Source organism: Streptomyces sp. NPDC001515, assembly GCF_053597115.1.
The window spans coordinates 54,275-66,603 of record NZ_JBSFHN010000035.1 but is presented as its reverse complement, the minus strand read 5'-3'; the positions used below and the strand labels follow the sequence as shown (position 1 = coordinate 66,603).

The following is a 12,329-nucleotide window of genomic DNA, read 5'->3' as shown; positions in this document are numbered from 1 at the left end:
TCAGCGCCCCGACCACGCCCGCAGCCGGCGCCACGCCCCGGGCGCCGCGCTGATCAGCAGCGTCAGCCCCACCGCCGCCACCACCCCCTGCCACGGCTCCGGGAACAGCGAACCGCCCAGGATCCCGATCAGCTGGTACGTCGCCGCCCAGGCCAGGCACGCCGGCACATCGCCCCGGGCGAACCGCCGCAGCGGCATCCGGCCCAGCAGGCACGCCAGCATCACCGGGATCCGCCCGGCCGGCACCAGCCGCGAGAGCACCAGCACCACCACACCGTGCTCGTCCAGCTTCCGCCGCGCCTGCGCCAGCCGCTCCGGCGCCGCCCGGTCGCTGATCGCCCGCAGCCACCGCGAACCGTTCTTCGACCCCACCCCGCGCTGACCCAGCCAGTACAGGCATATGTCACCGAGGAACGCCGCCGACGACGCCACCGCGAACACCACCAGCAGGGCGAACGGAGACGACTGGTGGAACGCCACCACCGCCGCCGAACTCACCAGCGCGCCCGTCGGTACCACCGGCACCAGCGCCCCCAGCGCCACCAGCAGGAACAACGACGGATAGCCGACGGCCTGCTGGGTCGACTCCGGGGGCAGCGTCGCCGTCTGCCGCAGGAACTCCGGGATCACCCGCGCGCCCCCGGCCGCACATGCTCGCCGTGCGCCAGCCGGTGCACCGCCACGCCCGGCGCCCGCAGCGCCGCCTGCCGCACGAACTCGTCGCCCGGCGCGTGGAACTCGTGCGGTCGGACCCCGTCCAGCCCGATCGGCCAGTACGTGCCGTAGTGCACCGGGACCGCCGCACGCGGCGCGAGCCGGGCCAGCGCCTCGGCGGCACGCCCCGCGTCCAGATGCCCGTGCCCCAGATACGGCCCCCAGCCGCCGACCGGCAGCAGGGCCACGTCCACCGGGCCGACCGCCCGCGCCATGTCGTCGAAGAGCCCGGTGTCCCCGGCGAAGTACGTCCGCGCCTCGCCCTCGACCACATACCCGAGCGCGGGGCAGCGGTGCGGGCCCAGCGGCAGCCGCCGCCCGTCGTGCAGCGCCGGCACCGCCCGGACGCGCACGCCGCGCACGCGCAGCTCGTCGCCCGGGGCGACCTCGGTGATCCGCACCCCGCGCTCCCGGCGCAGGGCGCGCAGCCCCGGCACCGCCGCGGGAGCCCCCAACGGGACGACCAGCCGTGCCCGCGGGGCGATCCGGGCCAGGGACGGCACATGCAGATGGTCCGTGTGCAGATGCGAGATCAGCACCGCGTCCGCGACCGCCGCCGCCGGCGGGGGCAGCGCGCCCCGGCGCCGGCGCAGATGCGCGAAGCGCCGTACGAAGAGGGGATCGGTCAGGAACCGGACCCCGGAGTCCTCGATCGTGCAGGTGGCATGGCCCCACCAGGTGATGTCCACCGACACCCGCCGTCTCCCTCCGTCGTCTGCCCACGAGCCTACGGGGCGCCAGGCCCGCCCGGACGGCGAGTCCCGGCCGCACGGCCGCGCACGGCCCCGGCCGCTTGTGCCGGGGCGCGCGGCACGGCTCCGGCGCGCGCCCCCGCTCCCCGTACGCCCACCGGGCCCGACGCGCGCCTTCTTGTGCGGGAATCCGACGGGTAGGGTCGGAGCACTCCGGACAGGAACCAGCACGGGGAGACGGCCATGGGGGACGTACGGGTGGCGGCCATCGCCAGCCTCACGCCGCTGGAGGAACTCGACAGCGAACCCTTCCTCGTCGACACCCGCAGCCAGCACGCCATGTGCGCCCGCTGGGCCGCCGACCAGGGATACGTGGTGACCCGGCAGCTCCGCCTCTACGGGATGCGCCCCGACCACCACGCGCTCTGGGCCGATGTCGAGGGCGGCGAGGTCGAGCTGTTCGTCGCCCCCACGGACCGGGTCCTCGCCCGCGCGGTCGCCTCGGTGCCGCAGTTCGCCGCCGAGTGCGCGCGCCGGGGCGTCCGGCTGGAGATCGCCGGCCTCGACGAACCGGAGTACAGCTCCCGTACCAAGGCCAGCGTCCACCGCAGACTCTCCATGCCGACCGCCGGCTACGACGGCTGCTGACCCGGGCCCGGCCCGCTCCCCGCCACCGCTCCGCCGCCCGTTCCGCCCCCTGTGAAAGGCTGGGGCGGGGACCGGAACGGCAGGTCCCGGACGTGTGAGGTGGCGGCGGAGTGAGTGGCGGGCGATGGCGGACGGCCGGGAGCGCCCTGATGCGAGTGATCGCGGTGTGGGGTGTCTCGACCCTCACCCTGCTGGTGCTCGCCGGGATCCTCCCGGACTTCCAGCTCCAGTCCGCCGACGGTGACAGCTGGACCAAGACCGCGTTCACCGCGGCCTGGGGAGCGGGCGCCTTCGGTCTGCTCTCGGCCCTCGTCTGGCCGCTGCTCGTCCGCGCGCTGCTCATCGTCCCGGCGCTCGTCCTCGGGATGCTCGTCTTCTTCCTCAACGGCTCCCTGCTGATCGTCGCCCTGCGGCTGATCCCCGACGGGCGCGGCGCCGCCGCCCCGGAGACGGCCGTCGTGGTCGCCGCCGTGATGTCCGCCGTCGCCTCCGCGACCTCCACCGCCCTCGCCGTCCGCGACGACAACGCCTACCGGCGCCGCCTCTCCCGCCTGGCCGAACGGCGCCGCCGCCGCAGCGGTGCGTACGGCACCGACGAGGACGGCCCGCCCGGCACCGTCTTCCTCCAGCTCGACGGCGTCGGCCACGACGTCCTGGCCCGCGCCGCCGCCGACGGCGTCATGCCCACCGTCGCCCACTGGCTGGCCGACCCGGCCGGCCACCGGCTCACCCCGTGGCGCACCGACTGGTCCAGCCAGACCGGCGCCAGCCAGCTCGGCATCCTGCACGGCAGCAACCACGACGTGCCCGCCTTCCGCTGGTACGAGAAGGAGACCGGCGCCGTCATGGTCTCCAGCCGCCCCGCGAGCGCCCTCGAACTCCAGCGCCGTGCCATCGTCCGCACCCACGACGGCGGGCTCCTCACCGTGGACGGAGCCAGCCGGGGCAACCTCTTCAGCGGCGGCGCCGACCAGCTGGCCCTGGTGCTGTCGATGGCCGCCCGGCGCGGCAAGGGCCGCCGCTCCCGCGCCGGGTACTTCGCCTACTTCACCGACCCGGCCAACGCCGTCCGCACCGCTCTCTCGTTCGTCGCCGAGGTCGGCCGCGAGATCGGCGAGTCGACCCGGGCCCGGATCCGCAAGGAGACCCCCCGGATCAAACGCGGCTGGCTCTACCCCTTCATCCGGGCCTTCGCGACCGTCGTCGAACGCGATGTGGTCGTCGCCGCCGTCATCGGGGACATGTTCGCCGGCCGGACCGCCGTCTACGCCGATCTGGTGGCGTACGACGAGGTGGCCCACCACTCCGGACCGCACGGCCGGGACGCCCGCAAGGTGCTGGCCCGGCTGGACCGCGCCCTCGCCCTGATCGTCAAGGTCGCCGAGCACACCCCGCGCCGCTACCGCATCGTCCTCCTGTCCGACCACGGCCAGAGCCCGGGAGAGACCTTCGCCGGGGCGTACGGACTGACCCTGAAGGACCTCGTCCGGGCCGGCAGCGGACTGCCCGTCCCCCGCCGCGCCCAGCGCACCCGCAGCGGTTCCGAGGCCCGCGACGCCGTCCGCATCGCCCTGCACCGCCCGGTCGCCGCCCAGAGCGAGGAGGAGCACGTGGCGGCGACGCCTTCCGACCCCGTCGTCCTGGCCTCCGGCAACCTCGGTCTGATCTCGTTCCCGGACATCGAGGGCCGCGCCACCCAGGAAGAGCTGGACCGCCGCCACCCCGCGCTGCTGGGCACCCTCGCCAACCACCCCGGGATCGGCTTCCTGCTGGTCCGCAGCGAGCGCGACGGATCGGTCGTCCTCGGCCGCGACGGCGCCCGCGTCCCGGTCGCGGAGCTGGCCGACGGACAGGGCCCGCTCGCCCCCTTCGGGCCGGGGGCCGCCGACGCGATCCGGCGCACCGACACCTTCCCGCACGTCGCCGACGTGATGGTCAACTCCATGTACGACCCGCAGACGGGCACCGTCCACGCCTTCGAGGAGCAGATCGGCTCGCACGGCGGCCTCGGCGGCGCCCAGTCCCACCCCTTCCTGCTCTGGCCGCGCGAGATGACCGACCCCCTGGAGATCCTCGGCGAGGACGGCGTACCGGCGGCCGGAGTGGTCGGTGCGGAATCGGTTCACCGCGTGCTGCGACGCTGGTTGCGCGAGGTGTCCGGCCCCCAGGTCCCGCTGCCCGGCACCCGCCACCGCACCGGCGCGCGCCGCTTCGGCCGCCGCACGGCACGGCGCGCGCCCGCCGTCGCCCCGGCCCGGCAAGCCCCGGACTCCGGGCATACGTCCTAGAGTTCGCGTGAGCCCGTGAGCCCGTGAGCCCGTGCATACGCACGCGAGTCACGGTGCGGGCGAAGGGCCCCGGCTCAGGCCGACTGCCGCCGTACCAGCGTCGGTTGGAAGACCACCGACGGCGGCGGTGCTCCCGGCCCGGCGATCTGCGTCAGCAGCAGCCGGGCCATCTCGGCGGACATCTCCTCGATCGGCTGGCGGACCGTCGTCAGCGGCGGATCGCAGGCCAGGGCCGCGCTGCTGTCGTCGAACCCGACGAGTGCCACGTCCCCGGGCACGTCGCGGCCGGCCCGCAGCAGCACCGGGACGGCCCCCAGGGCCATCAGGTCCGACGCGATGAACACCGCGTCCAGATCCGGCCGCTCCGCGAGCAGCCGCCGCATCGCGGCTGCCCCGCCCGCGTGCGTGAAGTCGCCCTCGGCGCAGGCCACGTCCCGGATGCCGTGCGCCGCGAGGGCGTCGAGGAAACCCGCGAGCCGCGCCCGCCCGGCCGGCATGTCCTGCGGACCCGCGACCGTGCCGATCCGCCGCCGGCCCAGCGCGGCCAGATGGTCGGCCGCCAACTGCGCGCCCGCCCGCTGGTCCGCGTCCACATGGGTGAGCGGCACCGGCCGGAGCGGCCGCCCCGCCAGGACCGCGGGCAGCCGGGACTCGTGCAGCAGCCCCGGCAGCGGATCGTCCGCGTGCGAGGAGATGAGCACCACACCGTCGACATGGCCGTGACGCAGATACGAGACGAGCTGTCCGCGCGACTCCTGGTCGTCGGCGAGCATCAGCACCAGCTGGATGCCCGCCGGGCGCAGCACCTCCAACAGGCCGGTGACCACCCGCCCGAAGTACGGATCGGAGAACATCCGGCCCACGAACGGCTCGGCCACGGCGCGCCGTTCGCGTTCGGAGACGACGAGCGCGATCGAATCGGTCCGCCGGGTCACCAGGGATCGGGCCGCGCGGTTGGGCACGTACCCGGTGGCCTCCACCGCCTCCTCGACCATCCGCCGCAGCACCGGGTCCACGGTGGTCGCCCCGTTGATCACCCGGGACACCGTCGCCCGCGACACCCCGGCCACCCCGGCCACGTCCTCCAGGGTGGCGGGACGCGTGGGCGGGGGAGCTTCGGCAGTCATGCAGTCTTTATACCGGGTGATACGACCGGCGGAACGTCCGCCCGGCCGGTGCCCGGCCCCCCTCGCGCGCGCTCGGCCCGGCCCCTCCGACTGGCCCGGCGGCGGGGCGGGTTCGCGATTCCGCGCGGGCGGCGGGGCGGTGGTCCGGGGCGCACGCCGGGACCGGCGGACCGTTCCACGACCAGGGCGTTGTCAGTGGTGGACGGCAGGATGGAGCACATGACGAACTCAGCAGTTGTGCTCGCCGACACCGCCGCCTACGCCGCCGCCGTCGAAGAGGCGTCCCGGGCCGCCGCCGCGTACTACGCCACGGGCGAGAGCGCGCTCGACGACGACGCGTACGACCGGCTCGCGCGCGGGATCGCCGCCTACGAGGAGGCGCATCCGCAGGAGGTGCTGCCCGAGTCGCCGACCGGCAAGGTGGCCGGGGGCACCGTCGTCGGAGACGTGCCGCACACGGTGCCCATGCTCTCCCTGGACAACGTGTTCTCGGCCGAGCAGTTCTCTACCTGGACCGCCTCGCTGGAGCGGCGGATAGGCCGCCCGGTCACGGCCTGGAGCGTCGAGCCGAAGCTCGACGGCCTCGCGGTCGCCGCACGGTACCGGGAGGGCCGGCTGGAGCGGCTGATCACCCGGGGCGACGGCACCGCGGGCGAGGACGTCTCGCACGCGATCGGTACGGTGGTGGGCCTCCCGGCCGAGCTGGGCGAGCCGGTGACGATCGAGCTGCGCGGCGAGATCCTGATGACGGCCGAGCAGTTCGAGCGGGCCAACGCGGCCCGCACCGCGCACGGCGGCGCCCCCTTCGCCAACGCGCGCAACGGCGCGGCCGGCACGCTGCGCGCCAAGGACCGGGCGTACACGGTGGAGATGACGTTCTTCGCCTACGGGGTCGTCGCCCTGCCCGACTCGGGGGAGACGGCCGAGGACCTGGCCGAACTGCCGCACGGCGAGACGCTGACCTACGCCGCCGGCCTCGGGGTCCACACCGCAGGGGAGACGGTGGTGGCGCCGCGCACCCTGGCCACCGTGGAGGAGGTCCAGGCGAGGATCGACGAGATCGCCTCGCTGCGCACCTCGCTGTCCTTCGGCATCGACGGCATCGTCATCAAGGCCGACCTCGCGGCGGACCGGCGGGACGCCGGCTCCGGCAGCCGGGCGCCGCGCTGGGCCATCGCCTACAAGCTCCCGGCGGTCGAGAAGGTCACCCGTCTCCTGGGCGTCGAGTGGAACGTGGGCCGCACCGGCATCATCGCCCCGCGCGCCGTCCTGGAGCCGGTCGAGATCGACGGATCGACCGTCGGCTATGCCACCCTGCACAACCCCGCGGACATCACCCGCCGCGATCTGCGCGTCGGCGACCACGTGACGGTCTACAAGGCGGGCGACATCATCCCCCGTATCGAGGCCCCGGTCGCCCATCTGCGCACGGGCGAGGAGCAGCCGGTCGTCTTCCCCGAGTCCTGCCCGCAGTGCGGGTCCGAGATCGACACCAGTGAGCAGCGCTGGCGCTGCGTCCGGGGCCGCGACTGCCGCCTGGTCGCCTCCATCTCGTACGCGGCCGGGCGCGACCAGCTCGACATCGAGGGCCTGGGCGCCACCCGGGTCGTGCAACTCGTCGACGCCGGCCTGGTCAAGGACTTCGCCGATCTGTTCGCCCTGGAGCGCGAGCAGTTGCTGGCGCTGGAGCGGATGGGCGAGACCAGCACCGACAATCTGCTGGCCGCGATCGACGCCGCGCGCCGCCAGCCGCTCTCGCGGGTGTTCTGCGCGCTCGGGGTGCGGGGCACCGGCCGCTCCATGTCCCGCCGCATCGCGCGCTACTTCGCGGACATGGACCGGATCCGCGCCGCCGACGCCGAATCGCTCCAGCGAGTGGAGGGCATCGGCAAGGAGAAGGCGGCGGCCGTCGTCGCGGAGCTGGTGGAGCTGGCCCCGCTGATCGACAAGCTGGTCGCCGCCGGGCTCACGATGACCGAGCCGGGTGCGACCCCGCCGCCGGAGCCCGGCGCGGAGAGCGCGCAGGGCACGGAGGGCACGGAGCGCATCGACGGTACGGCGGGCGGGGGCGAGGACGGGGATGCCGGGAGCGCCGGTGCCGGGCCGCTGGACGGGATGACCGTCGTCGTCACGGGCGCCATGACCGGCGCCCTGGAGAAGCTGTCGCGCAACCAGATGAACGAGCTGATCGAGCGGGCCGGCGGAAAGTCCTCCTCCAGCGTCTCCAAGCGCACCACCCTCCTGGTGGCCGGTGAGAAGGCCGGCTCCAAGCGCGCCAAGGCGGAGGACCTGGGGGTGCGCATATCCGACCCGGAGGAGTTCGCCGCGCTCGTCGCCGCGTTCCTGCCGGACGCGGTCTGAGCCCACGGCGGACCGCCGGCCGCCGGGGCATTGGGGGGCGGGGCCGCCCCGGGCGTCTGCGGGGCCGGGGTGACCTTGGATTTTGCATGGAAGTGGCTTTCTTTGCCTCCCTATTGCATAGTGAGGGTTCGGCCATGCCTCGCGATGCGCGGGTCCATGGGTGTGTGGACGGGCCGCTGCGGCGGACCGGGGGTGAGGGGCGATGCGTTCTGTGCGCGACGGGCTCCGGCGGACCGGATCCGGTCACCGGCCGGACCGGCAGCGACCGACGTCGCTCCGGCTTCCGCGCCACGGCGTGACCCGTGGGCTCGCCTTCGACCTCGGCAGCTCCGGCATCCGCGCCTGGATCCCCGGGCAGGGCGTCGTCGCGGACCCCGCTTCCGGCCCGGCCGACGCGTCCCCGCACGGCAGCCGCCCGGTCCGGCGCGGGCGCATCGTCGATCCCGAGTCCTGCGGCCGGACACTCGGCCGCATCGCGGACACCGCGCTCGGCGCGGACCGGGGCGACGCGGTGATCGTCCTCAGCCATCCCCTGCTCACCGGCCCGGAACACCGGGCGGCGGCGCGGGACATGCTCGTCGCACTCGGCCCGGCCGATGTCATCGTCCTGGACAGCGCCAGAGCGGCGGCCGCCTGCGCCGGACCGCACGACGGCGGACCGCTGCTCGTCGTCGACATCGGCGCCGAACTGACCGAGACCACGCTCCTCGTCGGCGGCCGGGTGCGCGACGCGCGCCTGGCCGAGACCGGCACCAGCGATCTGGAGGCCGGAGCCCCGCCCACCGCCGTCGTCGGCACCGTCCTCGACATGGTCATGGACATGTGGCGACAGGACCGGCACGGGGCGCTGCTCGGCGCCCTGCGCAGGGGGCCGCTGCTCACGGGCGGGGGAGCGCTGCGTCCGGACATCACCCACCGCGTCGCCGTCCGCCTCGGCGTCCCGGTCCGGCTCACCGACGACCCGGCGACCACGGTCGTCCGCGGCGCGGGACTGGTCCTCAGCTCCGTGCTCCGCCATGCCGCCCCCGCCCTGCCCGGCCGGACCAGGTGACCCCCCTCCCGGGGCCGCCCCGGGGCACCCCACCCCGAGGGGTCCGGCCGCACACCCCGGCACCGCACGGCGTTCCGCCACTCCGTGGCACGGCCGCCCGGCGCTTCCTCGCCGCGCTGCTCCTCGCCGTCCTCGCGGTGACGGGCGCCGCGCCGTCGGCCCTGGGCCATGTACCGGGGACAGCCGCGACCGCGTCCGTGCCCGCCGCCGCAGCGCCCCTCGCGCTCGCGTCGATCCCCGGCGCCGCCACCGGCGCCGTGCCGGGCGACGCCGCGATGTCGTCGCCCGGGGCATCGACCCGTACCGGATCGTCGCCCGTTACCGTCGGCACGACCACCACGGGCAACCCTGCGGCCACCACGAACACCCCCGCCACCGGCACCGCGAGCACGACGAGAAACCCCGCCACCGCTGGCACGACTGCCGCGAACACCCCCGCCACCGGCACCGCGAATGCCCCTGCCACCGGTGCCCAGCCGCGTGCCCACCCGCATCCGCGAGCCGGACCCGCGCCTCGCGCCGCGCCGGGCTCCTGGGCCGCGCCGCAGGGAATTGCCGCGCTGCAGCGGGCTGCCGGGCCGCGCTCGTGGGCCGTTCCGCACCCGGGTGTCGTGGCTCCGCCCTGGGCGGCGACCCAGCCGTGGGCCGTGCCCGAGCAGCCGCGTTCTCCGCAGCATCTGCCGCCCCCGGGGCCCGGCTTCCTGCCGTCGTCCCCGCCCGGCCTTCCGCCTCCGCACCCCGTCCCCGGGGGGCCGTCCGCCGCCGAGGCGGCGGCCGCCGACCGATTCCGCGCCGCGCTGCCCGGCGTGCGCGGGCCCCCGAGCGCGGCCGTTCACCGGCCGTGGGACCCGGCACCGGTCCCGACCCACCTCACCGCCGTGACGGTTCCGCGCTCCCAGGGCCTCTCGTTCGCATCCTGCTGACTCGATCCGAACGAAGCACCCGAGATCCGGCCGTCCTGTGGAGGAACCGCTCTCCTCCGCAGGACCGGCCGCCTCCGAGGGGTCCGGAACCACCCGTCCGGCACCCCTCGGAGGACCCCCGCATGACCCGCGCCACCACGGTGCGGGCGGTACTGGCCGCAGCCGTACTGCTCGTCTCCGTGCTCATCACGCTGACCATGTCCCCCCGCCTGGGCCTCGATCTCCAGGGCGGCACCCGGCTCGTCCTCCAGGCGAAGGACTCCGGCACGGCGAAGGCCGACCGGCAGAGCACCGATCGCACCCTGGAGGTGCTCCGCAAGCGCATCGACTCCCTCGGGGTCACGGAACCGACCCTGACCCGGTCCGGCGAGGACCGGATCATCGTCGAACTCCCCGACGTCCAAGACCCGCGCAAGGCCGCCGAGGTCATCGGCCGCACCGCCCAGCTCACCTTCCACGCCGTACGCGGCCCCGGCAACGCCGCTGACGCCGCCGACAACGACGCCGAAGCGGGGGCAGAGCCCGAGGCCGAGGCCGGGTCCGGGTCCGGGAAGACCGCCACCCCCGGCACCGAAGGCCCCACGCTCCCCGACGAGCAGGGCCGGCTGCTCGCCCTCGGGCCCGTCGCGCTCTCGGGTGCGGGGGTCAAGGACGCCTCGGCCTCGTTCGACGCGCAGCAGGGGGCGGGCTGGTCGGTCGCGCTGGACTTCCACAAGGACGCCGGGCGGGACTGGACCAAGCTGACCGGGGAGGCGGCCTGCCACCCCGTCCAGGACGAACGGCGCCGGGTCGCCATCGTGCTGGACGAGAAGGTGATCTCCTCGCCGCAGGTCTCCCCGGGCGTCGCCTGCAACACCGGACTGCCCTCCGGATCGACCCAGATCACCGGCGCGTTCAGCGCCGACGAGGCGCGCGAACTGGCCCTGCTCATCCAGGGCGGCGCCCTGCCCGTGCCCGTCGAGATCGTCGAGCAGCGGACCGTGGGACCCACGCTCGGCGCCGACGCCATCGACGCCAGCGCGCGGGCCGCCCTGATCGGCGCCGCGGCCACGGCGCTGTTCATCACCGTCGTCTACCGGCTCTTCGGCGCCCTCGCCGCCGTGGCCCTGGCCGCCTACGGACTCATCTCGTACGCGGCACTGGTCGGCCTCGGAGTGACCCTCACCCTGCCGGGGCTGGCCGGGTTCGTGCTCGCCATCGGCATGGCGGTCGACGCGAACGTCCTGGTCTTCGAACGGGCCAGGGAGGAGTACGCCGCGCGGCCGGGACGCTCCCTGCGCACCTCGCTCGTCGCCGGATTCCGGCACGCCTGGAGCGCGGTGGCCGACTCCAACGTGACGACGCTCATCGCCGCCGGGCTGCTCTTCTTCCTCGGCTCCGGACCGGTCAAGGGCTTCGGCGTCACCCTCGGCATCGGTGTGCTCGCCTCGATGTTCTCCGCGCTGGTCGTCGCCCGGGTGCTCACCGAAACGGCCTCCCGGTCCCGGTTCGTCTCCGACTACCGGGGCGTCAACGGCATCGCGAGCCCGGGGCGGGTGCGGACCTGGATCACCCGTCGCGACCCGCAGCTCATGCGCACCCCGCGCCGCTGGCTGATGGTCTCCGCCGTCTTGGTCGCCCTGGCCGTCGCGGGCATCGTGGTACGCGGCGTCAACCTGGGCGTCGAGTTCACCGGCGGCCGGCTCGTCGAGTACGCGACCAGCCGGCCCGTCGACGTCGAGCGGGCCCGTACGGTGCTGGCCGGGGCCGGTTTCGGTGATGCCGAGGTCACCACCGCGGGCGCCGGTGACATCTCCGTACGCACCGGGGACCTCGACAACGACGCCGAGCACCGGCTGCGCGCGGCGCTCGCCGAAGAGGGCGGCGAGACCACCAAGGTCCGCGACGAACTCATCGGACCCAGCCTCGGCGACGAACTGCGGCGCAACGCCCTGATCGCCCTGGCGATCGCGGTCCTGGTCCAACTGGCCTATCTGGCCATCCGGTTCCGCTGGACCTTCGCCGTCGCCTCGGTCGGGGCGCTCGTCCACGACGTGATCATCCTGATCGGCGCCTTCGCCTGGCTGGGGCGCACCGTCGACGGCGTCTTCCTGGCGGCGCTGCTCACCGTGATCGGCTACTCGGTCAACGACTCCGTCGTGGTCTTCGACCGGGTCAGGGAGCTGTGGGCCAAGGCCCGTCGCAAGCCACTCGCGGACGTCGCCAACCAGGCCGTCCTGCAGACGGTACCGAGGACCGTCAACACCGGGATGGGCGCGCTGTTCATCCTCACCGCGCTGGCGGTGCTCGGCGGTGACTCCCTGGAGGACTTCGCCCTCGCCCTGCTGATCGGCATCGTCGTGGGCACGTACTCCTCGGTCATGACCGCCGTCCCGGGAGCGCTGCTGCTGGAGAGCAGCGGCAGGGTCCCGCCCCCGGCCCGGACGCGCGCCCCGCGCGCCCGCTCGGGCGCCGGCCGCCGCGACCCGCTCGACAACGGCGCGCGGGTCTGACCCCGTCGCCGCCCCCGCGCCCCCGTGGTGCGG

The 12,329-nt window shown here is 75.1% G+C and carries 8 protein-coding genes; 5 read left to right on the top strand and 3 right to left on the bottom strand.

All coding sequences use genetic code 11. From position 1 onward, the window contains the following. Together ACWCXC_RS30070 and ACWCXC_RS30065 are read right to left on the bottom strand one after the other, a co-directional pair. Positions 1–627, bottom strand: coding sequence for a DedA family protein (locus ACWCXC_RS30070; RefSeq protein ID WP_450683019.1), 627 nt, complete (start codon positions 625–627; stop codon positions 1–3). Continuing rightward, positions 627–1,409 carry an MBL fold metallo-hydrolase gene (locus ACWCXC_RS30065; RefSeq protein WP_450682996.1) on the bottom strand — a complete coding sequence of 261 codons (783 nt, stop codon included), beginning with the start codon at positions 1,407–1,409 and terminating at the stop codon, positions 627–629. Before ACWCXC_RS30065 ends, ACWCXC_RS30070 begins: the two co-directional genes overlap by 1 nt. A 240-nt stretch (positions 1,410–1,649) precedes the next feature. Here ACWCXC_RS30065 and ACWCXC_RS30060 point away from each other — a divergent pair, with 240 nt between their 5' ends. Continuing rightward, on the top strand, positions 1,650–2,054 hold the full coding sequence (locus tag ACWCXC_RS30060; RefSeq protein WP_450682995.1) for a hypothetical protein: 405 nt from the start codon (positions 1,650–1,652) through the stop codon (positions 2,052–2,054). A gap of 149 nt (positions 2,055–2,203) precedes the next feature. Further along, positions 2,204–4,342: an alkaline phosphatase family protein gene (locus ACWCXC_RS30055; RefSeq protein WP_450891080.1), complete on the top strand. Its 2,139-nt coding sequence runs from the start codon at positions 2,204–2,206 to the stop codon at positions 4,340–4,342. Between the two features lie 74 nt (positions 4,343–4,416). Here the strand turns inward: ACWCXC_RS30055 and ACWCXC_RS30050 are convergent, their stop codons facing one another. Then, a complete protein-coding gene (locus ACWCXC_RS30050; protein WP_450682993.1) occupies positions 4,417–5,469 on the bottom strand; it encodes a LacI family DNA-binding transcriptional regulator in 1,053 nt (350 codons plus the stop codon). A gap of 210 nt (positions 5,470–5,679) precedes the next feature. Here ACWCXC_RS30050 and ligA point away from each other — a divergent pair, with 210 nt between their 5' ends. From ligA to secD, 3 genes are all read left to right on the top strand, one after another. Beyond that, entirely contained in the window at positions 5,680–7,830 is a 2,151-nt protein-coding gene (gene ligA / locus ACWCXC_RS30045) for an NAD-dependent DNA ligase LigA (protein ID WP_450891079.1), read from the top strand. 202 nt (positions 7,831–8,032) lie between these two features. Next, the gene (locus ACWCXC_RS30040; protein ID WP_450891078.1) at positions 8,033–8,881 is read left to right on the top strand and encodes a rod shape-determining protein; all 849 of its coding nucleotides are present in this window, start codon (positions 8,033–8,035) and stop codon (positions 8,879–8,881) included. A gap of 1,045 nt (positions 8,882–9,926) precedes the next feature. After that, positions 9,927–12,296, top strand: a complete 2,370-nt coding sequence (gene secD, locus ACWCXC_RS30035) for a protein translocase subunit SecD (RefSeq protein ID WP_450891077.1) — start codon at positions 9,927–9,929, stop codon at positions 12,294–12,296. Positions 12,297–12,329 lie beyond the last annotated feature (33 nt).